Here is a 23,344-nt window from a genome sequence, read left to right as displayed (position 1 = left end):
GATGGCAACACCAATCAATCGTCAAACAGAGATGACACTCGTTCAAGCTGTCACGGATGCCCTGCGGACAAAATTGTCGGAGGATGAGACAACCCTCGTCCTTGGAGAAGACGTCGGAAAAAACGGTGGTGTCTTCCGAGCGACAGACGGCTTACAGGAAGAGTTCGGGGAAGACCGGATCGTCGATACACCGCTCAGTGAAGCCGGCATCGTCGGTACGTCGATCGGTCTTGCCATCAATGGCTTTAAACCGATCGTCGAGATTCAATTTCTCGGCTTCATCTACCCTGCCTATGAACAAATCATGGCGCACGTCTCCCGGATCCGGATGCGAACGATGGGACGGTACAGTGTGCCGATGGTCATCCGTGCGCCTTATGGTGCCGGCATCCGGGCCCCGGAAATCCATTCCGACAGCACAGAAGCGCTCTTTACATCGATGCCTGGTCTCAAGGTCGTCTGCCCGGCGACGCCATACGATGCAAAAGGGTTATTGATTGCTGCGATTGAAGATCCAGATCCCGTGTTGTTCCTTGAGTCGATGCGCAGTTACCGCTCATTTAAGGAAGTCGTACCGAGCGAATCGTATACCGTTGAGATTGGAAAAGCGCGCTGCGTCAGCGAAGGGACGGACGTGACGTTGATCGCCTGGGGAGCAATGGTTCAAGTAGCCCAAAAGGCAGCAACGGCTGCTCAGGAACGCGGGATTTCTTGCGAAGTCCTCGACTTACGAACGCTTTATCCGCTCGACCGGGAAACTATCGCTGCTTCCGTTCAAAAGACGGGTCGTGCCGTCATCGTTCATGAAGCCGCAGCAATGGGTGGTCTCGGTAATGATCTCGTGACGTTGATTAATGATACGGCGTTTCTTTATTTACGGGCACCGATTGCCCGCGTGACCGGTTTTGATGTTCCGGTTCCACTGTTCGCCCTCGAAGACCATTACATTCCGACGCCAGAACGTGTCCTTGCGACGATTCAGCGTACGGTCGAGTTTTAAGGAGCTGAATGCCATGATCGAAGTTAAATTGCATGATGTCGGTGAAGGAATGACAGAAGGTGAAATCGCCCATTATCTCGTTCAAGTCGGAGACCATGTCACGACGGATCAACCGGTCGTCGAGGTCGCGACCGATAAGATGGTCGCCGAACTACCGGCTCCCGTCTCCGGAATCGTCAAGGAAATCATCATCCCGGTCGGTCAGACGGTGCAAGTCGGTACGACGTTATTGCACATCGAAGCAAGTAACGCTTCCGACATGCCGGTCGCGGTAACACCTGAAGCGTCGCCCGCTCCTGAACCAGCATCGGTTACTGTCACCGCCCCACCTGTTCAAGTTTCTCCAGCAAAACGGGTTCTTGCGACACCATATACACGAAAAATCGCTCGTGATCACGGGATTGATATCGAAACTGTCACGGCTTCCGATCCATCAGGTCGAGTCTCGGAGGACGATGTGCTTCGCTTCGTCCAGACTGCTACTGCTCCACAAGAATCAGTTGCGCCGATCATTGAAGAGGTCACGTACCAAGAGACCTCACCGGAAACGATTCCGTTCCGCGGCATTCGCAAGCAAATCGCGAAAAAAATGACCCAGTCGCTGTACACGATTCCCCATGTCACTCACTTCGAAGAAGTCGATATGACGCGTTTGCTTGCACTACGTGCCGAATGGAAAGCAGCTGGACGAAACATCAACGTCAACGCCTTCTTCATTAAAGCCTTGATTGTTGCCTTAAAAGAGTATCCTGTCTTTCATGCCAAACTCGATGAAGCAAATGCATGTATTCGATTAGAGCAGGATTTCCACTTTGGCATGGCAACCGAAACACCGGACGGGTTGATGGTTCCGGTCATCCGTCATGCCGATCAGCTCTCACTGACGGAACTGCATGAACAATTGGTCGCGTTGCAACAACGTGCTCAAAACGGTGCCTTGCGCGCAGCGGACTTAAAAACAAGCACTTTTACGATGAGTAATGTGGGTCCGCTCGGCAGTACGGGAGCAACACCGATCATCAACTATCCGGAGACAGCACTGATTGCCTTCCATAAGACGAAAAAACGAGCCTGTGTCGATGAGAACGATCAAATCGTCGTTCGCTCGATGATGAATTTGTCGATGTCGTTCGATCATCGTGTCGCAGACGGGGCAACGGCTGTTGCCTTTACGAACCGATTCGTGTCACTGATTGAACATCCGACTACCCTACTTCTGGAGTTGATCTAACATGGTTGTTGGCGAACTTACACAAGAACGGGATCTTCTGATCATCGGTGGAGGTCCCGCAGGTTATACGGCAGCGATCCGTGCTGCACAAGGCGGTCGAAACGTTACATTGATTGAACAAGCTGAACTCGGTGGACTTTGTCTGAACCGAGGCTGTATCCCGTCCAAGGTCTATACGCATGCGGCAGAAGAGATGTTACGCTTGCCGCATCTTGAAGACCTTGGATTCAACACTTCTGCTGTCCATGATTTCAGTAAACTGAATGCTTACCGGAATCGTGTCGTGCAACAATTACGTCAAGGAGTGGTCGCCCTCTGTCAGGCGAACCAGATTGAGCATATCTCTGGTGCAGCCTCCTTCCTATCAGAGGACCGGATCGGCGTCGAGTCGGGACATCAGTTCGATACGTACCGGTTCCAGGACGTCATCATTGCGACCGGCAGTCACAGCATCCAGCACGAGGAATCGTGCCGCTTGAATGCCGAACAGCTTTATCAACTCGAGCAACTACCAGAGAGCTTATTGATTATTGGATCTGACACGCTAGCACTCGAAGCGGCCGCCTGTTTCCATGCACTTGGGACAGAGGTGACGTTGTTCGCGGATCAATTGTCACTCGAACCAAGCCTTGAAAAAGAACTGAAGCGGACATTCAAAAAACAAAAAATCCGTCTCGTGTCGGATGTCGTGACACGTATCGAGGCTTCATCGGACGCGACCGTCACCGTCATGAAAAACGGAGAAGAAGTCGCCTATCAGGGTGCCTATCTGTTCCAGTCCCTTTCCCGGATCCCGAACAGTTTGACACTCGGTCTCGAACGGATTGGTGTGACGCTTGCAGAAGACGGAACGATTTCAGTTGACGCAACTGGACGAACGAATCAACCCCACATTTACGCAATCGGTGATGTCACACCGGGTCCACAGCTCGCCATCCGTGCGATTCATGAAGCGAAGCGGACGGCAGCGCATCTGTCCGGTCAAGACGTCGATTCAACGACACCGTATTATCCGACAGTTCTACGGACCTTCCCACCGATCGCTTCGGTCGGGATGACAGAACAAGAAGCAGTCGAAGCCGGACATGCTGTTCAGAGCGGACAATTCCCACTGAATGCAAACGGAGCGACGACGATTGAAGGTGGCAGTGGGTTCGTCAAGGTCATCGCTGATGAGCAAACATCACTGATCCTTGGTATTCACATGATCGGGGACGATGCTCATCGTCTCGTCGGACAATTCACCCAAGCGCTGGAACTGACAGCAAAACGGGAGGATCTTCTCTTCCCTGTCATGGCCCATCCGAGTCGAAGCGAAGCCTTGACGGAATCGATGGAAGCCTTATTTGGTCAATCGATCCATCTTCCACCGCGGCAACAAGTCGGTTCGCGCGCGTAATCCAAAAGAGGTGCCTCTGCGTCAGAAGCACCTCTTTTGGATTCATCACTTCATTTCGTGTAGAAAGGAAAACATGTCATGGAACTGTACTTCACTCGTTTGCACTGGAATACGCATACATTTCCGGTCGCTGCTACAGCAGATGGTCTCTGTTATGTCGGCGCTTGGGATGAACCGGAGGAGTTATTCGACGACTGGTCGCGGAAACACTTCCCCCGATCCGATCGGATTGCTTCTGATACCGCGCTTGCTCCGTATACGGAGCAGCTACTGGCTTATCTAAATCAGCAGTCGACGACACTGTCCTTTCCAATCGCACCAGTCGGTACCCCGTTTCAACTTGAAGTCTGGAATGCTTTACGCGCGGTACCGTACGGTCAAACCGCCACCTACTCCGATATCGCGGAACGTCTCTTCCGGCCGAACGCGACTCGCGCGATTGGCACGGCAATTGGGAAAAATCGATTACTGCTTGCGATTCCGTGTCACCGGATCATTGGCAAAAAAGGCGATCTGCTCGGCTATCATGGCGGTCTGAATATGAAGCGGACACTACTCGCGCTCGAGCAACGCCTCTGATTCTCGTCCCTCTTCGCTGAACGATAGAGCGAACAGAATCCCGAACGGGTCGCGGACTTGCGCATACCAACCTCCAAAGTCTGCTACCGCAAGGGGTGTGACGATTTGACCGTCTGTCGTTAATCGCAGATACACTTGCTCGAGCTCTTCAAGCGACGTAAAAGTCAACAACAGATGGAGCGAAGAAGAGGTATTCGGTGCGGCACTCTCATCCCAGAGCATCAATTCAAACGCGCCATTGGATAAATGCGCGTGGTAGACGGTATCTCCTGCTTCATCCATTATGATACGCCGACGTGTCATCGCAAATACGTTTTCGTAGTACACGATCGCCTGCTTGGCTTGTCCCGAAAAAACGAGACAAGGAGTAGCGGCATACTGCATGAAAAGCCCTCCTTTCATTATGCTTTAGTATCATCTTTCGCACTTTTCTTCCCGATTTCCTTCTATACACAAAAAGCCCCACTTTCTTGTCCAACCGGACATGGAAAGTGGGGCTTTTTTCAAGAAACTACATCAAAGCGATAAGTTGTTTTCCAGTGATAGGTTTCACCGGGTGACAACAAGATTGATGGAAAATCAGATTCATGGACTGCATTCGGATGGACTTGTGCTTCAAGGCATAAACCAAGTGATGGTCGAGCCGGAACACCATGAATCGTATAATCTGTCAGCAGTTGCGTTCCCGTATAGAGCACGACCGCCGGCTGATTCGTTGTCACGTCGACGAAACGACCGGACACCGGATCTTCAAGTCGAAGTTTGTCATCCCGCAACACGAAGGGATGATCATAGCCGTTTCCAACAGCAATCGTCTCGGGATGCTCCAGCGTAATCCCGTCACGAATCGACTGACCGTTCCGGAAATCGAACGGGGTTCCGGAGACATCCCGCTGTTCCCCTGTCGGTAAGCCGTCTGGCTGGACCGGTAAGTAGCAGTCGCTTGGTAACGTCAAGACATGATCTAACACATCCCGCTTCGCATTCCCCGATAAGTTGAAGTACGTATGATTAGTCAGATTGAGTGGTGTCGTCTGATCCGTCACGGCCGTCATCTCAAGCGTCAGTGTCGTTCCCTCTAATCGATAATACACGTCGAGTGTGACCGTTCCCGGATAACCTTCTTCTCCATCCGGACTGTTCAAGCGCAAATGGAACAATGTATCCGTCGCTTCAATGACATCGAACCATGCTTGATTGAATCCGTGAATCCCACCATGCAGATGATTCGCACCGTCGTTTGCGACAAGCGGATAGACCTGTCCCGCTACTTCGAAGCGCGCCTGTCCGATTCGACCAGCGACGCGTCCGACGATTGCCCCGAAGTAAGGTGAGTGCTGTTGATAATCGTTCACTGTCTCAAGACCTAAGACGACACTTTCCAAATGACCATCCCGATCGGTCGTCCGGATATCTTGGATGATGCCGCCGTAGTTCCAGAGTGTCACTTCGATGCCTTCCTGACGTAACGTATGTCGGATCAACTCTTTCTCAAGTAGTTGTGTCATCGTTGTTCCTCCACCGGTTGGCGCGTCACGAGTTGAACGAATCGCCCGAACGCCGCCTGACCTTCTTCCGTCTGTTTAAAGACGCCACAGTCTTCGAGACCACGTACGAATTTCGCAGCGACCGCTTGCTCGACGTACATCGTGACATCTTGACCGTCATACGCTTGTTTTAGTTCTTGCGCCCAGTCAGCATGAGCGACAGCTACTTCGTCGACTTCACCTGTGATGAACTGTTCGACCTGTTGCAATTCTTGGAGCAGGCGTGCCGGTAAAACTGCCAGTCCCATCACTTCGATCAAGCCGATATTTTCCCGCTTGATGTGGTGAATATCGGCATGCGTATGGAAAATACCGTCCGGATGTTCTGCTGACGTCCGGTTGTTCCGTAAGACGAGATCGAGCTCGAATTGTCCATCACGTTGACGGGCAATCGGCGTCACTGTATTGTGTCGCGTCTCACCGGTATGTGAACGGATTTTTTGACTCTCATCCGTATACGTCAACCACGTCTCATAGACGGTCGTCGCAGCATCGAGTAGTGCCGACGCATCCTCACTCTTCAGACGCAACACACTCAGTGGCCAGTGTAAGGTTTCGCCAGTGACTGTCGGCTGATCCGGGAACGTAAAGGATGTTAAAGCGTTTGCCCGGTCCATCGCAAACGTATAGCGACCGCCCTGATAATGATCATGCGTCAGGATTGATCCGCCGACGATCGGCAGGTCAGCGTTCGAACCAGCAAAGTAATGTGGGAACTGCTCGACGAAGGCGAGCAGGCGCGCAAACGCATCCCGATTGATGACCATGTCACGATGTTCCTGTGACAAGATGATGCTATGTTCGTTGTAATAGACGTACGGTGAGTATTGTAATGCCCACGGTTCTTCCAGCAGTGTCAGTGGAACGATTCGGTGATTTGCTCGGGCTGGATGATTCGCACGGCCCGCGTAACCGACGTTTTCGACGCACAACAGACAGGTTGGATAGTTCGATGTCGTCGGTGCCTCCGTCCGAGCTGCTGCGATTTCACGTGGATCTTTTTCCGGCTTCGATAGGTTGATCGTGACATCGATCGTCCCGTAAGCCGTATCCGCTTGATAGCGTTTATTCTTAGCGATCCGTTTCGTTTGGATGTAATTGCTCGCTTGACTGAGCTGATAAAAGTAATCCGTCGCCGCTACCGGTGATTCAGCGTACAGACGACGGAACGTCGCTGTCACGTCAGACGGACGGGCGACGAAGATATCCATCACATCTGCTGCGAACTGCTCTTTGTCTTCAAGACGCGCCGGTAACTGTCCACTTACGATCAACACTTCAATCATGTCATCCAAAATATCGGGAATCGGGCGAGATGGTACGTCTGCCTGTTCTTCAAAATCGGCTTGACCGATTCGCGCTAGAATCCGGTTCCGGGCGTAGATCGCATCTTCCGGTTCAATCAAGCGTTCCTGGATTGCTTGCGCTACTAACTGTTGGATGAGTTCATTCATCGCCGTCACTCTCCTCATTCTCTCTCTCTTTAACGAACGCTCGTCCGGTACCCTTCTGGATTGTGCGCATGCCAATTCCAAGCATCACGGATGATCGTTTCGATGTCGGTGCGTTGTGGTGTCCAGCCGAGAACTTCCTTTGCTTTGGCGGATCCGGCGATCAAGATACTCGGATCCCCTGCACGACGTTCAATGATGCGTTCTGGAATCGGATGTCCCGTCACGCGGCGGGCTGCTTCGATGATTTCTCGCACGGAAAACCCTTGGCTTGAACCGAGGTTAAAGACTGTGCTGTCGTTGCCGTCCGCTAAATAATCGAGTGCGCGTACATGGGCATCGATCAAGTCTTCAACATGGATGTAATCGCGAATGCACGTGCCATCCGGCGTTGGATAATCATCGCCATAGATCGAAATTTCTGCCCGTTGTCGGTTGGCGACTTCAAGGACGAGCGGAATCAAATGTGTTTCCGGTGTATGGTCTTCTCCGATCTCACCTGTTGCTCGTGCACCGGCGACATTGAAGTAACGTAACGCGACGTAACGTAAACCATATGCTTGTTCAGACCATCGCATCATCTTCTCCATCATCAACTTCGTCTCGCCATATGCATTCGTCGGACGCGTTTCCGCTGTCTCGAGAATCGGCATCTGTTCCTGTTCACCGTATGTCGCTGCCGTCGAAGAGAAGACGATCTGTTTGATGTCGTGCGCGATCATCGCTTCAAGCAACACTTGTGTCCCGTAAACGTTGTTATCAAAGTAACGTAATGGTTCCGTCATCGACTCGCCGACGAGTGAAAAAGCAGCGAAATGAACGACTTGTTCAATCGTCTCTTCCGTAAAGACGCGATCGAGAAAAGCACGATCGCGAATATCTCCTTCATATAAACGTGCTTGCGGATGAACCGCTTCACGGTGTCCGGATTGCAGATGGTCGATGACGACGACATCCTTTCCGGCATCAATCAATTGATAGACGGCATGGGAGCCGATATAACCAGCTCCACCTACGACTAACGTTGCCATTTAGATGACCTCCCGTTCGATTTCACGTGCTCCGTTACCGACCGTCGCCGTATAGAACGTCGCCGGGTATCCGATCCGTGCTTCATAATGTTCGCCGACAGCTTGTTTGAAGGCGTCGACTGCCTCGTCTTCAACGATCGCAATCGCACAGCCACCAAAACCAGCACCTGTCATCCGTGCGCCGAGCACGCCCGGTTGTTCCCAAGCCGCTTCGACGAGTGTATCGAGTTCAATCCCTGTCACTTCATAATCTTCCCGTAACGAGACGTGTGACGCGTTCATCAACTGACCGAACGTCGTCAGTTCTCCCGCTTCAAGTGCTGCTAGTGCCTGAAGCGTTCGTTCATTCTCTGAAATCGCATGGCGTGCGCGACGCATCAAACGTTCGTCTTCCCATGCGACTTTTGCAAATTCTGACGTCGTCCATTGTCCGAGTGCTTCCCGTGGCGTGAATTGATTGAGATAAGCGAGTGCTGCCTCACATTCCGCCCGGCGTTCATTGTATTTCGAATCCGCCAGTTCACGGCGTTTGTTCGTATTCATGATGATGATCGTATACCCTGTCAAATCGAGTGGAGCATACGTATAATCGAGCGTCTCACAATCGAGCAACAATCCCGCTCCCGCTTTTCCCATGCCGATCGCAAACTGATCCATGATACCACTGTTGACGCCAATATAACGGTTTTCGACTTGTTGACCGAACCGGACGAGATCAAGACGTGGAATCTCTAATCCATATAATCGATCGAGCAAGACACCGATGACGAGTTCAAGCGAAGCCGATGATGAAAGACCAGCTCCATTCGGGATGTCACCTTGAATCAGGATGTCACATCCTGAATCGATTCGGTACCCTGCTTCCTGTAAGACTGTAATCATACCCTTCGCATAGTTCGCCCAACTGTGCATCGCGTCATACGCGAGTTCGTCGAGCGTGACTTCGATGATGCCATCCTGCTCGAAATTCAACGAGTAGAAGCGGAAGCGTTGATCGTCTCGTTTTCGTGCGATCGCATGTGTACCGAACGTCAACGCGCACGGAAAGACGTGACCACCATTGTAATCCGTATGCTCGCCGATTAAATTGATCCGTCCTGGTGCAAAGAAGCGATGCGTCGACGGTGAGCCAAACCGCTGTTCAAATTGTTCTTCTAACGTCTGGTCTGTCATACGATCGTCTCCTTTGATTCGAGTAGTGAGAGCGCACGGTGGACTGGCTGAATCCGCAAGCAGCGGGCTTCATAGTCCGTCGTGTATGAGAACGTCAAGCCTTGCTGCATCAAGTAAGCGCCGCTTAACGTCCGGTCCTCGACTTGATAACGCATTGCTGGCTCGAGTCCTTTTAGCTTGAAGTGATACTGGTGTGTTCCGTATTGTCGAAGTGGCGCGATCGCAAGCAAAACTATTTCTTCTTCTGATGTATACTGCATGACGCTTGGCGTCTGTTGTGTAAAAGCAGATAGGCGATACTGGATGCCGCGTTGGATCGTCGGACGAATCGCTTGATATGTCTCGATCCAGCCTTTTGCTTCCGCAAGTTCACCCGTTGACCACTCGCTTAAGTTACCACCGATGCCGAGTGTGCCTTGCATCGAGGAGACGAAGCGTGTCGCAAGTGGTACGTTGCGTCCATTTAACCAGTTCGGTCCGTCCGTCACCCAGCAACTCATCATTTTCGCATTGTAGGCATACGAGAAGTCATGCTGAATTTGTAAGCGATCGAGTGGATCGGTGTTATCACTCGTCCAGACTTGTTCTGTCCGTGAGAGGATTCCAAGGTCGATCCGTCCGCCACCACCGGCACAGGCTTCGAAGTCGACCGTCGGATGCAAGCGACGCAATTCATCAAAGATCCGGTACAATGCATCGACGTGACGTTTCCACAGTTCTTGCTGTCGATCCGTCTGGTCTTTTGGAACGCCTGGTTCCGAGAAGGCACGGTTCATATCCCATTTGATGTAGTCGATCGCATGACGCGTCAGCAAATCATCCATCATCTCGAGAATGAACTGCTCGACTTCTGGTAATCCAAGATTCAAGACGTATTGATTCCGTGACGTCGTCCGGACTGCATCGCGCGCATGGTAAATCCAGTCTGGATGCGCCCGGTATAGATCAGAATCCGGATTGACCATCTCCGGTTCGACCCACAGACCGAATTGTAACCCTTGTTGTTTCACATACGAGATCAAAGGCTCTAGACCGTTCGGGAATTTTTCCCGATTAACGTGCCAGTCCCCGAGTCCCGCTTGATCGGAATGGCGTTCACCGAACCAACCGTCATCGACGACGAACAGCTCACAACCGATTCCTGCTGCCAGATCAACGAGTTCACGTTGACCAGATTCCGTGACATCGAAATACGTCGCTTCCCATGAGTTATAAAGAACAGGACGATCGGTCGCACGTGGCATGATGACGTCACGCTGGAACGCATGCGCATGAGCGCTCATATCCGCGAAACCGTCCGCATAGCCGATGTAGAACGTTGGTGTCGTCAACTGTTGTTGATGTGATAGTTTCCAACTGAAGTCAAACGGATTCATGCCACCTGATAGTTGGACAAAACCGAACGCATCTTGTTCGACGTGAATCGCCCAGTTGCCGGAATAAGCAAAATGTCCGTAGACGACTTCACCGCTGTCTTCTGTCGCATCCTGTTCAAGTGCGAACCAAGGATTCGCTTGGTGACTCGTCACCCCACGTCGACTTTCAATCGTCTGGCGCCCTGGTGTCACTGGTGTGATCTGTTTCTTGAACTCACCTGTCCACATCCCAGCGAAATGATGCAGTTTTAAATGCGGTTGATGCCAGCGTCCCATCGTGAAGGACTGGACTGCTGTCAAACGAACAGGTAATCGGCCTGTGTTTTCGACGACGATCGAACGACCGATGATGTCATAATCAGCGAACACTTCGTACTGCACTCCGACACGCATCTCCTGCAAGGGATCAAACAGCCAGAGCGTCAATTTCGTTTCGGTCTGCTCGGAGCGTTCAAACTGGAACTGGTGAATCCGTTGTCCGTCCTCTCGTTCCGATTTCAAAGTTGGCTCCGTGTACAACATCTCGCCGAATGGTACGAAATCGTACGTCGCGACGCCATCTGGTGATTCAAATGAACTGTGTGCGACGATCGGACTCGGTAATGCTTCATAATCATCTCGATATGGTAACTTGGCACCGAAATACGTGTGAATCAGCTTACCGTTCGCACCAATCGTGACGACGTGAGCGACCCGTTTCCCTTCGATGACGAAACGACGTCCTGCTACTTCAAAGATTGCCATGGTTCTCTTCCTCCTTACGTCGTCAGAATCAGTGTCTCAAGTGGTGCGAGCTGGACCGTTCCACGATATGTCTCATCTTTTGTCAATGCTTTGTATGTTCCGTCTAACGTGACGTCCCGCGTTTCTTTCGTGTCATGGTTCATCAAGAAGAGGAAATCACGTTTTTCGCCGTGACGACGCACGATTTCGACTTGATCCGGCGCCTCGATCATCTCGATGCCGGCCTCAGTGAACGCTTGACGGTAAATCGTATCGATCATCGCGTCATCAATCGATGAGCCGATGTAGGTAATCATTCCTTTATAGGCATTGCGCGTCACAGCCGCTACACCCTCGTAGAACGTATCTTTATAGACAGCGAGCGTCTCTGCTGTCGTTGGTGTAATGAGGTCACACCAGAGGCGGGCTGTTGAGGATTGTCCTGCCATCTCGCCGATGCCTGTCACCTGATGTTGCTGAACGGATTGGAGTGACTCGTATTCGTCGATCTCGATGCCCGCATACGGCGCGAACTTACCTGGTAACGTCGTCGGTACGACATGGTTCCGTGCATCCTTGACGCCTGTCCGGTACGTGAAGATGACGTGACCGCCTTGTTCCATGTACGCGATCAAGGCATCATCGAACGTTGGATTCGTTAAGAAATAGAGTGGAACGATGATCAGTTTGTAACGAGAGAGATCATCACCCGGGAAGACGATGTCGGTTGCGACTTGTTGACGAACCGCTCCACCATAGAAGCGGACGAACTCCGTCCGGAAATCAAACGCATCACTGTGTGGCTGGTGTGTCCACGCCCAGACGTTTTCTTGATCGAAATAGACACCGACCTTCGCGTCGTAACGGCTCGCGTTAATCTCATCGCCGTACGTATTCAGTTCCGTCATGATCTGTTTGACTTCTTCGAATTTCCGCTTCGGTTTGCCGTCATGATCGATGATGCCGTGACAGAACTCCTCTGTTCCGAAATGAGCAGCCCGGAAGCGGAAGTAGACGATTGCTTCCGCTCCCCGCGCGACCGCTTGGTACGTCCAGAGGCGAATATGTCCTGGTCGTGGCAAGTAACCGATTTTGCTCCAGCCTTGTGCGCCACTCAACTGTTCCATGACCCAGAACCCTTTTCCTTGCTTCGAAGAACGGCACAGATCGTGATCACTCGCCATCTTCTCGAACCGGTTCGGCTCCGGTAGTCCACCCCAGACTGGGTAGTTATCGAACGCCACGTAATCGAGGTCTTGCGCCATTTGTTGTTGATTGACCGCCATGTCACTGTAGACCAGATTGTGCGTGATGAAGACGTGCTCTGGAATGTAGCGACGTAAGACATCAACTTGTAATTTGTTGTAGTACGTATAGCCGTCGGCACAGAAGCGATCGAAGTCGACGAGCAAGGATGGGTTGTGTTCCTGATAGACTTTACGCGGTACCGGGATTTGCTCCCACGCCGTGTACGTCTGACTCCAGAAGACGGTTCCCCATGTTTCGTTCAAGGCATCGAGCGTTCCGTAACGGTTCGCTAGCCAACGCTGAAAAGCAGCGCGGTCGACATCGCCGTAAGAACGATCCGATTTCTCATGCCCGTATTCATTATCCGTTTGCCACCCGATGACACGAGGATGTTGGCCGTAGCGTTTCGCCATCTCTTCCGTGATCTTGACGGATAGACGCTGGTACGTTTCGCTGTGGACCGTATAATGGCGACGAGCACCAAAGCTGATCGTCACACCATTCTCATCGACCGGTAAGATTTCTGGATACTTCGTACATAACCAAGCCGGTGGTGTCGCAGTAGGTGTTCCGAGTACGATATCGAATCCTTCCGCACTCAAGCGTTCGATGACGTCATCCCAAAAGCTGAAGTCATAGACGCCTTCTTCCGGCTCCATCATTGACCAAGCGAATTCCGCGAGACGAACGACGTTGACGCCAAGTTCCTTCATCAGTCGGAAGTCTTCCTCCCATAGTGCTCGTGGTGTTTGTTCTGGATAATAATCGACTCCTAAATACATTGTGCTCCCCCTTACGCAAAAACAATTATTTTACTGCACCCGCCGTCATTCCTTTTTGGAAGAAACGTTGGAAGAATATATAGAAGATCATCGTCGGTAAACTGATCAAAACAAGTGACGCGTAGATTTTTCCTGGATCCCCACCGAGCGCATCTTTGAAGAAACTTGGTGCCATCGTCACTGTCTGATAGGCAGGATCCGTCATGAACGTAAGAACCATCAAGTATTCGTTCCATGAGTTAAGGAACGCATAGATTAAAGCTGTTGCGAGCGCTGGTTTTGCGAGTGGTAGCATGACTTTGAAGAAGACTTCAAGAATCGTCGCCCCATCGATATACGCCGCTTCCATCAGTTCGTTTGGTAGTTCATCGAAGTACCCTTTGATGAGCATCAGACCGAATGGTAAGAAGAATGCGACTTCCGCTCCGATCAGTCCCCAGTGGTTGTTCAGTCCGTCAAACGAACGGAGCGTGAAGAACAATGGAACGATCATCGAAGCGACGGGTAACATCAGACCTGCTAAGACCATGTTGAACAAAAGGCGTTTTCCAGCAAACTCAAGTTTCGAGAAGGCGAACGCCGCGAATGCCAGAATCGTGATCGAGATGATGATCATGAAGAAGGCAACGAAGAAACTGTTGAAGACGAACGTTGGGAAGTTCGGGTTTTGTAATGTCGCGATATAGTTGTCGAATCCATTGATTCGGAGACTCTCTTTGAACATGACGAAAATCGGGAATAACCAGACGATTGATGCCAGTACCAATACAAGGTTGATCATCCAGCGGCTTTTTTTAGATTCTACATCCATGGGTCGTTCCTCCTTAGTTATCCATTTTCTTTTGTACGCGCAATTGGAAGTACGTGATGAGCAAGGCAATCGTCAACAGGATGATGGCAACAGCACTCGAGTAACCGACTTCCTGTTGCAACATCGATTTCCGGAATAGATAAGTCGAAATGAACTCCGTCGACGATCCTGGTCCGCCGGCTGTCGTGATCCAGACTAAGTCAAACGTCTTCAGACCACCGATGACACCGAGGATCGAAAGTGTGAACGTCGTTCCTTTCAAGTTCGGGAAGACGATGCTCCACAGTGTCCGGAAGAATCCAGCTCCATCGATTTTTGCTGCTTCGAAGATTTCCTTCTCAATCGTCAACATCGCCATGTAGTACATGACCATTGAAGAACCCGTCCACTGGAAGATGTTGATTGCAATGACGGAATAAAGCGCGATATCCGGGTCACCGAGCCAGTTCTGTTCGAGGCTACCGAGACCAATTGCACGGAGGAACTCATTGATGTAACCAAACTGGAAATCATAGATTTGTGAGAATGCCGCACCGAGTACAACAGGGCTCAAGACGACCGGGAAGAAGAAGACTGACTTCATTGCCGTCCGCATTGGTCCCGGTGTATGCAGGAAGTACGCCAAGACAAGACCGATACCGGCTTGGATCGTGACTGTTAAAATCGTGAAGATGAACGTATTCTTCAGCGAGAGATAGAAGTCTGGATCTTGGAACATCTCAGCATAGTTGTCGAGTCCGACGAACGCTTTGTCAAACGAGATTCCATCCCACGAGAAGAACGAGTTATAGGCGTTATAGAAGATCCCATAATAGATGAAGCTGACAACGAACAAGACGATCGGGGCAACGAAAGCCCATCCGACCATGTTCCGCTTCATGTTCTTTTTCTTCTTTGGCGCAGGCGTACGTGTCGCTACCGGCTGGAGCGGTTCTGCTTTTGGTTTAATCGGCAATTCCTGTCGCTCTGTCTGCATATGGATTCCCCACTTTCCTCAAGTCCAAAAATCAGGAAGTGGCACGCAGGCGTACCACTTCACTGTCGAGTCTTATTTCGCTGATTGATCCGCTGCGTCTTGAACGCGTTGTAATGCTTCTTTCGGATCTTGTCCTGTCGCGATGTTTTGAAGTTCCTTACCGAGGATATCGTTTAATTTTGTATCCCGGATACCACGGCTAGCAACCGCTTTTGCTAATGTGTCGTTCAACATCTTGTACGACTCTTTTTCACCTTCAGATGTGAAGGCAGCATCTGAATCGACTTTGACGTCCTTGATGCCAGGTGCCATCTCGAACTCACCCATGTAGACTTCTTGTCCTTTTCCTTGGCTCATGAAGGCGATGAACTCCGCTGCACCTTCTTGTTGTTTTGACTCTTTGTTGACACCAAGTGCCATGTCGATCGATGCGATGACGGGTTGCTCTGTTCCGCCTGCTAAGTTCGGGAGTGGAACGAATCCGAGCTCATCATCGATTTTCCATTTTTCTTTTTTCTCTTTCGTCGTCATCGAGTGCGCTTCCCATGAACCGATGACCCACATCGCTGCTTTTTTATCGAAGAACTGGTTCATCCCGTCATTGTATGTCGCTAGACCAAGTGCACCTTCTTGGAAGACTTTATCTTTAAAGAGGTCTTGCCAGATTTGTGCTGTTTTGACCATCTCGTCGTCTGTCCACTTCGCTTCACCCGAAAGAACTTTTTGGATGTAACCTGGCGCCACTTGGTGACTGAGGACGTTGTAGACGTCGATATCGATCCACGCATCTTTTGCTCCGAGCATGAGTGGGATGACTTTATCGCCTGAGTCTTTGATCTTCTTGACTGCGCTGACTGTTTCTTTGTAGTTCTTCGGTGGTGTCACGCCATATTTGTCGAGCATCGTCTTGTTGTACATCAAGTACGCTTGACCTGTGAAACCGATTGGGACCGCGTATTGTTTACCGTCGAGTGTCGTCTGTTCAATTCCAAGCTCGACGAACTTATCTTTCCAGCCTTTGCCGGCTGCTTTATCCATGTACGAATCAACCGGTACGACACGATCCTTGTACTGTTGGATCATCGGTTCTTTTAGACCGATGATGTCTGGACCCTTACCTGACAACATCGCGACTTGTAATTGTTTTTCATAGTCTTCACTGTAGCGTTTGAATTGAACGACGTATTTGTCTTGCGATTCGTTGAACGCATCAACGACTGCTTTCCCCGCTTCAGGTTGTGGCGCCCAGCCCCACCATGTGACGATCGTCTTACCGTCTTTCGTTTTCGTTTGTTGCTCATCTTCTCCACCACAAGCAGCAAGGAATGCGGATAATGTCAGGACAGATGCTGCAGCAACGAGTTTCGTTTTTTTGAATTTCATGTAAGAGCTCCCCTTTTATGTGTAAGTAGTCAAGCGTATCGTCTAGCGTGTTCCCCTTCAATTTGTGCTTGTTTGCACCATTCTTCGATCACTTTCGTCTGAATCGGCATTCCCTGTAGCTGAATCAATACGCGGGCAATCAATCGAAGACGGTACGCCAGCGTATCGACGTCCGGTCGGACGAAGAGATATAACTCCCCACCGAGCGTCAAACAACCGGCAGAGCGCATGTGTTGCATGAGTGCGCGTAATTCAATGTATCCGCTCTCATTTTTTCGAATGTGTAGCTCGGATGAACGGATCGTCAGGACCCCTTGTACCGATGACATCCGGAATTGAAACACACCGTCACGTCGTGGTCGGACGAGCACAATATCCTGCTCGTCTGTCGGGACATCGCCTGGACCCTGTTCTGTCATCTGTTGCGTCGACCGATGAAAATAAAAACCGCGGATTGCTCCGTAACGCCCGAAAGCTTCACGGTACGAAACCCATGGATCGTATGGTTCCATTGCGCGATGCCTCCCTTTCCTGCTTCAGCTTGATTAGCCCCTGCTAACCTGCATCCACCTCCACTTAGTTGACCATGAACTTAGTAAATTAAATTTATTATCTAACTTTACATCGACTATAGCACATCACTTTTTCATTTGTAAACGGTTTCATTAAATTATTTTTGAATAACAAAACCGATTCCATCTCCTGCTGGTTCGCAAGACACGGAATCGGCTCATTAAATCGTTTGAAATAAACTGTTCGTTGCAAGGGCCGCAGCACTGAGCGCTCCCTGTTTTTCACCCCACGGGACCATCTTGACATCGGTTTCACGTGAAGCAGCGGTCAACGCCGTGTGCTCGACCCGTTCCTTGATTTGATCAACGATCGTAGGTGCGAGCTCGAACATCGGTCCCCCAAGTAAAATCCGGCGTGGATTCAAAAGATGAATCGTATTCAAGACCCCGATTCCGATATATTCCCCCGCCCGTTCATACGCACGAACCGCCTGCTCGTCTCCCTCGTTCAGCCGCTTGCGCAAATCAGCAAGCGTCGAGACTTGTGGATCAACGACAGCATAATCCCGTAACAATGCTTTTTCGCCTGCCAACGCTTCAAGACATCCTCGGTTCCCACACGAGCAAATCGGACCATCGAGATCAAGGCGCATATGTCCGACCTCTCCCGTAATATGATGTTGTCCGTCGACAAGCTGTCCGTCGAGCACATAAGCACCCCCGATCCCTTCCCCAGCATAGAGATAGAAGAATTGTTCGACCCCGACGCCTTCACCGAACAATAACTCAAACGAAGCGAGTGCCCGGACATCATTTTCGATGAAGACAGGATAGTCAAAACGTGCTTCGAGTTGTACCTTCAACTCAACGTCATGCAGATGGAATCGTGGAGCAAAAAGAATGACACCTGTCTCCGGATTGACCATCCCGTGGACGGAGATCCCGATTCCGTGAATCGTTCCCCGTCCTTCTGTCTGTGCAATCAAGATTTCGCATAAGCGACCGATTGCTTCAATCAGTTCTTCATTCGTCTCAAAGCGTCCCACGGCTTCGGACTCATGAATCGTGTTCCCACTTAAATCCGCAACGACACCGATGAATTGGTGACTTGTTGCATCGATGCCGATGACGTACTGCTCTGTTGCGACGAGTTCGAGCATGATCGGTTTTCGTCCCCCATTTGATACCCCAAGCTCTCGCTCCGTCACGAGTTGTTCTGCAATCAATTCACTGACGATGTTTGATACCGTCGGCTTCGTCAAGTTCGTCCGTTGTGCTAACTCGACCCGCGAAATCGGTTGATGCATCCGGATCAGCCGCAAGACGAGTGCTCGATTATAAGAACGCATCCATTTAGAATTACGCGGTGTTTCTTTCGCCATGTCCCCCTCAACCCCTTTAGTCTGTCTCTTTACTATCTTCGCATATTTTGTAAGGGATTTCACGGTCTCACACAAAAACCGTTCATCTGCTGAACGGTTTTTGTGCACTTTCATGCTTCGTCATATGGTTGTTCCAAGATCAAGACACGTGAACCGTCCGGATTCTCGGTCAGTTCGATTTCGACGATGGCTTGACCGACCAGCAAAACGATCGGTTGAGACGGATCATTCTCGCGAAAGAAACCGATTTTTCCGTGGTGTGCATCCATATAGTCCGCATATAAAAATGTGCCGTTGACGTGCAACTCATCCTTCATGCGATTAAACGTCAGACGTGGCACACCGTACCAGGCTTCCCCATTCAAATAAAGCAACGGACGCTCGCCGACCGATTCATTCATTGCCCGTCGGACCTCGATCGCACCCGTCGTATCGTAATACAATCGATCCTGACCACGTGTCGCGATGACGATCGGATGTTTCTGATACAAGACGACTTCTAAAATTTCATCTGCTTGTTCGACGAAATAACCAGTCTCATCCGACTGGGCAAAACTAATCGTATACAGCTGCATCCAGGACACAATATCCGTCACTTGAACCGGTTTATGAAAAAGCGCAGAAACAAGCAGTGTTTCTTGCGGAGTCACAATCAGATTGACGGAGATATCCGCTAAGCGGATCGTCCGGATTTGTGTCGAAGGATACGTATGGTCATAACTCGGAACAAGCATCGCTTCATAGTGATCATCCTTTTCGACCAGTTCAATCGATGGCATGCGTCGATCAAAATCCGCAATTTGAATTCGTTTCATCCGACATCTCCTCTCACCTTCTCGAACAGCCTCACGCAAGTTATTACCCAATATCTGGTTTTTGTGCACTCCCCTGAATTCAAAAAACCGGAACGCATGCGTCCCGGTCATTGTAGGTACAAATCATATAGTAGATATAGAATGCCTCCGACGATGATTAAAAATGAGAAGATGCCCGTTTTCCCAAAAAAGACGCGATCGACGGTTTCATCTCGTTCGAATCTTTGCTTCGTCATATAGTACCGCTCCCTTTAACAAGCTCGTAGTACTTCTCTTTTTCGACGTCTCGTATCCAATCCCTTGTTATGACCTGTCATTTCATTCCATTTGCAAAATAAATCAATGTTTCGGTCTCATCTTCTGTCAACGACCGTTCTGTCTCTTCGGCATACAAAGTCCGCATATCTTTCAGTCGTCCTCCGGTCGCTTCCGTTACGCGAATGGCTCGACGCAATATCTGAACCTCTTTTTCAAATTCTGACTTCGGCATCGCTTCTCCATGCGACCAGATATAATAGTCGGCATCTAAACGATCGAGTGTCGTTAGTAAACGCGTCGTCCGTTCGACCGTATAATTCCACTTCGGTGAAAAGATATCGGCATACATCGCGTCGCCTAAGAACACGACACGTTCTTCCGGAATGTAGACGAGTAGACTTCCCGGGGAATGATCGTTTTCGACTTCAATCAACTGACAGTGTACCCCGCCCAAATCAAGATCCAGTTTTCCTTCAAAGCCGATCGTCGGTAAAACGACTTCGATATCACGTGTCGAACCGAACTCGAGCTTGATCGCGTCCGCACAAAACGGAATCTCGATGCCTTGATCCATTCGTTCTTGTAACGCTCCATCTGTCCAAGCGTATGGTTGCATCTCCTTCATTCGTTCGATCGTTTGCTTGGTCGCGATTGACGGCAGACCGAGATGTTTCATCCCAAAAATATGATCCCAGTGCCAGTGGGTCAATGCCAATAAATCAGGTGATCCAAGATTGTGTTTCTTCATTTCTTCTAAGAATAGTGCTGCATGAACTGACGAGTTTCCCGCATCGATCATCAATTGATGATTTTCCCCACGTACGACGGCGAGAATCGGGCGGTCCGTCTCGCTGACCGGTGTCTGATACCAAATCCGTGAAGTTAGTTGTTTGAAGTGTTGCATGCTCTACCTCCTTATCATCTGCTTTTAGTATACGTCATGACAAAACCGGGTTCATCTAGAAGACGAACCCGGTCTGGTTAGTTATTATTTTTTAGCGTTTGGTCGAAACGGCCACCAGACCCCTTTGCCAAACGATACCGTGATCGCTGGAATCAAGAGTGGTAAGACGATCAAACCATACAAGAGTAGACCTGTGATGACGATCGTCGCGATTTGAACGAGACTCAAGACACCAGACGGCATCATCGCTCCGAAGGTTCCTGCGAGGATGATCGCTGCCGTGATGATGACAGACCCCATCTTTTTCATCGACAGGAACATCGCTTCCTTCGTATCGAGTCCCTTGATCGTCTCTTCCCGGAAACGGTCGAGTAGGAAAATCGAGTAGTCGATACCAAGGGCAATCAACATAACGAATCCGAAGAACGGAACGGCCCAACTGATACCGTCATATCCGAGTCCGTTGACGAAGATCAGCTCTGCGATCGACATCGACGTATAATACGTCAGCAATAACGAACCGATCATGAACAACGGCATGATCAACGAACGGAACATGATTGCTAGAATCACGAAGAGACTGATCAGCATGACCGTCACTGTTCGTTTGAAATCGGCTTTCGACGTATCGTTTAAATCACTGTTGACGCTTGAGATACCACCGTATGCAACACTGCTGTCTTCAAACGGTGTACCTTTGATTGTCTTCGCTGTCGTCTCTTTGATTGCAGCGACAGTTTGAATCGCTTCCGGAGAATACGGATCATCTTCGAGGATGACTTCGAACTTCAATCCCGTCTGTTGATCGATCGCGTAACGATCAATTGCTGGTTTAAAGGCTTTATCCGACAGCGTATCTTTTGGAACGAACACACCTGTCCCCCGAATCGATGTCGCTTGTCCCATCTCGGTCAGAAGATCAGAAATGTCTTCAAGACCACTTTCAATTTTCGTCAATCCTGCGTTCGCTTGACCGACACCGTCCGCGAGTTGCGTCAACCCACTTCCAAGTTGACCCGCTTGCGCACCTTGAGACGCGATACCACTTGCTGCTTGACTGATGCCAGCTTGAACTTGACTCAATTGACCAGACAAAGCATTCAACGTTCCGACGGTTTGTGGGATGTTTTGGGTCGACTGTAGACCTTGACCGACGAGCGTCAACTGTTGGTTAATTTGCCCAAGTCCGTCTGCTGCTTGTTGCAACTGACTTGCACCTGCTGAAGCCGCGTCTCCTGCTGGTAGCTGTCCTGTAATCCCATTCAAATTATCTTCCACCGTCGTCAGACCAGACTGAACATCCGTGAGGCCGGCGGTAGCTTTCTTCATACCATCAGCAACTTGTTTTAATTGACGATCGACGTAGAAATCATTGATGACTTCGCCTGTCGGACGAGAAATCGAACGAACCGATTTGACTCCGTCAATCTTCACCAGTTCACGACTGAGTTGTTCTGCATAAGGAACTGTTTTTTCAGTAATCAAATCATCGTCACTCTTCAGGATGACGTTGACCGGGAGCGACTCACCTGCACCAAATCCATCCGAGATCGCATTGAGTCCTTTGACCGTCTCATACTTTGCACCAATCTCATCGACGGTATTAAACGAGAGGTCATCATCATACGTAAAGAGTGTCGGGACCGTGATGATCGCAACGATGATCATCGCAAGCAACGGACGACGAATCGATAATCCACCATACTGTGCCCACAGTTTACTGTCTTGGTGACTCGCCGCCTTCTTCGATGGCCAGAATAGCTTTTCTTTTAGTGTTGCCATGAAGAATGGGACGAGTGTGAACAAGACGAGCAAGAGCACGGCAATCCCGACTGCAACGGCGACCGACGATTTAAAAATCGGGAAGTCCGCAAATCCAATCGCCGAGAAGCCGACGAGAACAGCGAGACCACTGATGAGTAACGTACGCCCTGCTGTCTTATACGTGTTGACGATTGCTGTCTCAACGTCGTGTCCTGCCGTCAACTCTTCCTTGTACCGGCTCAGTAGCAAAATACAATAGTCCGTCCCAATCCCGAACAGGATGGCAACAAGGAAGATTTGCGTATAGTTCGATACCGGGAAGCCGAACCAATCGACGAAAAAGGCGACGAGTGATTGGCTGATCAGGTACGTAAACCCAACCGCAACGAGTGGGACGAACGGTGTGACGACTGAACGGAAGACGAGCAGAAGCAGTCCGAAAATCAATCCGACGGTAATCAGTTCCGTCCGCTTCAATCCTTCTTGTGAGCTCGTATTGACGTCATCGTTGATTAACGCTTCACCCGTTAGATAGATCGTTTGATCCTTTGGTAAGAGATCCGTCCGGATTTGTTTTGCCAGTTTGACGATTTCTTCTTGCGAACCGTCGACTGTGATTGGTACGAGGACCGTCTTTTTATCTTTTGAGACGAGCTGTCCTTCCGTCTCCTTGTTTTCAAACGGATCGAGCACATCCGTGACCGGACGATCGAGTGCTTCTAAATCCTGAACGATTTGCCCGATTGATGTTCGATCGGCATCGCTGACTTTGTCTTTGAGCGGAATGACAAGAGAAATTGTTTCTTCACTTGCCCCCGCTTTTTCTAAAATATCAGCTGCCCGTTGTGAATCGGCATCATTTGCAAGCTGAATCGCACCTGCTTCTTCTGCTTGTTTAGCTAAGTTTGGTGCCGTAAACAGTAACCCTACTGTGACAATGAGCAATAACGCAAGAATTGCCCAACGCCATTTGACGATTTGTCGCATATCCGATTCTCC

The 23,344-nt window shown here is 50.2% G+C and carries 20 protein-coding genes; 4 read left to right on the top strand and 16 right to left on the bottom strand.

Annotation, left to right across the window (positions count from 1 at the left end):
- Window position 1: 1 nt before the first annotated feature.
- The 4 genes from KNQ11_RS12795 (at window position 2) to KNQ11_RS12780 (ending at window position 4,209) form a co-directional block, all read left to right on the top strand.
- Complete coding sequence (locus KNQ11_RS12795; RefSeq protein WP_214772165.1) at window positions 2-1,000, top strand: alpha-ketoacid dehydrogenase subunit beta; 999 nt, start codon at window positions 2-4, stop codon at window positions 998-1,000.
- A 13-nt stretch (window positions 1,001-1,013) separates the two neighbouring features.
- Entirely contained in the window at window positions 1,014-2,231 is a 1,218-nt protein-coding gene (locus KNQ11_RS12790; protein ID WP_214772163.1) for a dihydrolipoamide acetyltransferase family protein, read from the top strand.
- Window position 2,232: 1 nt separating this feature from the next.
- Window positions 2,233-3,630, top strand: a complete 1,398-nt coding sequence (locus tag KNQ11_RS12785) for a dihydrolipoyl dehydrogenase family protein (protein ID WP_214772161.1) — start codon at window positions 2,233-2,235, stop codon at window positions 3,628-3,630.
- Between the two features lie 78 nt (window positions 3,631-3,708).
- The gene (locus KNQ11_RS12780) at window positions 3,709-4,209 is read left to right on the top strand and encodes a methylated-DNA--[protein]-cysteine S-methyltransferase (RefSeq protein WP_214772159.1); all 501 of its coding nucleotides are present in this window, start codon (window positions 3,709-3,711) and stop codon (window positions 4,207-4,209) included.
- Here the strand turns inward: KNQ11_RS12780 and KNQ11_RS12775 are convergent.
- The 16 genes from KNQ11_RS12775 to KNQ11_RS12705 form a co-directional block, all read right to left on the bottom strand.
- Window positions 4,183-4,593, bottom strand: a complete 411-nt coding sequence (locus KNQ11_RS12775; protein WP_167507525.1) for a VOC family protein — start codon at window positions 4,591-4,593, stop codon at window positions 4,183-4,185. The genes KNQ11_RS12780 and KNQ11_RS12775 overlap by 27 nt on opposite strands.
- A 119-nt stretch (window positions 4,594-4,712) precedes the next feature.
- Entirely contained in the window at window positions 4,713-5,717 is a 1,005-nt protein-coding gene (locus KNQ11_RS12770) for an aldose epimerase family protein (protein ID WP_214772157.1), read from the bottom strand.
- Entirely contained in the window at window positions 5,714-7,210 is a 1,497-nt protein-coding gene (locus tag KNQ11_RS12765; protein ID WP_214772155.1) for a UDP-glucose--hexose-1-phosphate uridylyltransferase, read from the bottom strand. Before KNQ11_RS12765 ends, KNQ11_RS12770 begins: the two co-directional genes overlap by 4 nt.
- Window positions 7,211-7,239: 29 nt before the next feature.
- Window positions 7,240-8,238 carry a UDP-glucose 4-epimerase GalE gene (gene galE / locus KNQ11_RS12760; protein WP_214772153.1) on the bottom strand — a complete coding sequence of 333 codons (999 nt, stop codon included), beginning with the start codon at window positions 8,236-8,238 and terminating at the stop codon, window positions 7,240-7,242.
- On the bottom strand, window positions 8,239-9,411 hold the full coding sequence (locus tag KNQ11_RS12755) for a galactokinase (RefSeq protein ID WP_214772151.1): 1,173 nt from the start codon (window positions 9,409-9,411) through the stop codon (window positions 8,239-8,241). It lies immediately after the preceding gene.
- Window positions 9,408-11,531 (bottom strand): alpha-galactosidase, encoded by a 2,124-nt coding sequence (locus tag KNQ11_RS12750; RefSeq protein WP_214772150.1) that lies wholly within the window; start codon window positions 11,529-11,531, stop codon window positions 9,408-9,410. The genes KNQ11_RS12755 and KNQ11_RS12750 overlap by 4 nt, the downstream gene beginning before the upstream one ends.
- Before the next feature lie 14 nt (window positions 11,532-11,545).
- Entirely contained in the window at window positions 11,546-13,540 is a 1,995-nt protein-coding gene (locus KNQ11_RS12745; protein ID WP_214772148.1) for a beta-galactosidase, read from the bottom strand.
- 25 nt (window positions 13,541-13,565) lie between these two features.
- Window positions 13,566-14,351, bottom strand: a complete 786-nt coding sequence (locus tag KNQ11_RS12740; RefSeq protein WP_023466970.1) for a carbohydrate ABC transporter permease — start codon at window positions 14,349-14,351, stop codon at window positions 13,566-13,568.
- Window positions 14,352-14,364: 13 nt separating this feature from the next.
- On the bottom strand, window positions 14,365-15,327 hold the full coding sequence (locus KNQ11_RS12735; RefSeq protein WP_214725005.1) for a carbohydrate ABC transporter permease: 963 nt from the start codon (window positions 15,325-15,327) through the stop codon (window positions 14,365-14,367).
- 72 nt (window positions 15,328-15,399) lie between these two features.
- Window positions 15,400-16,710: an ABC transporter substrate-binding protein gene (locus KNQ11_RS12730; RefSeq protein WP_050678942.1), complete on the bottom strand. Its 1,311-nt coding sequence runs from the start codon at window positions 16,708-16,710 to the stop codon at window positions 15,400-15,402.
- A 29-nt stretch (window positions 16,711-16,739) separates the two neighbouring features.
- Window positions 16,740-17,222, bottom strand: coding sequence for a hypothetical protein (locus tag KNQ11_RS12725; protein ID WP_050678941.1), 483 nt, complete (start codon window positions 17,220-17,222; stop codon window positions 16,740-16,742).
- 221 nt (window positions 17,223-17,443) lie between these two features.
- On the bottom strand, window positions 17,444-18,604 hold the full coding sequence (locus KNQ11_RS12720; RefSeq protein WP_214772146.1) for an ROK family transcriptional regulator: 1,161 nt from the start codon (window positions 18,602-18,604) through the stop codon (window positions 17,444-17,446).
- A 110-nt stretch (window positions 18,605-18,714) separates the two neighbouring features.
- Entirely contained in the window at window positions 18,715-19,419 is a 705-nt protein-coding gene (locus KNQ11_RS12715) for a hypothetical protein (RefSeq protein ID WP_023466965.1), read from the bottom strand.
- 107 nt (window positions 19,420-19,526) lie between these two features.
- Window positions 19,527-19,655, bottom strand: coding sequence for a hypothetical protein (locus KNQ11_RS16935; RefSeq protein ID WP_255359383.1), 129 nt, complete (start codon window positions 19,653-19,655; stop codon window positions 19,527-19,529).
- A gap of 77 nt (window positions 19,656-19,732) precedes the next feature.
- Window positions 19,733-20,581, bottom strand: a complete 849-nt coding sequence (locus tag KNQ11_RS12710) for an MBL fold metallo-hydrolase (RefSeq protein ID WP_214772144.1) — start codon at window positions 20,579-20,581, stop codon at window positions 19,733-19,735.
- A gap of 84 nt (window positions 20,582-20,665) precedes the next feature.
- On the bottom strand, window positions 20,666-23,332 hold the full coding sequence (locus KNQ11_RS12705; protein WP_058265550.1) for an MMPL family transporter: 2,667 nt from the start codon (window positions 23,330-23,332) through the stop codon (window positions 20,666-20,668).
- Window positions 23,333-23,344: the final 12 nt, after the last annotated feature.

The organism is Exiguobacterium sp. s39 (assembly GCF_018618925.1).
GTDB classification, from domain to species: Bacteria; Bacillota; Bacilli; order Exiguobacteriales; family Exiguobacteriaceae; genus Exiguobacterium_A; species Exiguobacterium_A abrahamii.
This window is presented reverse-complemented; position numbering and strand designations above follow the sequence as displayed.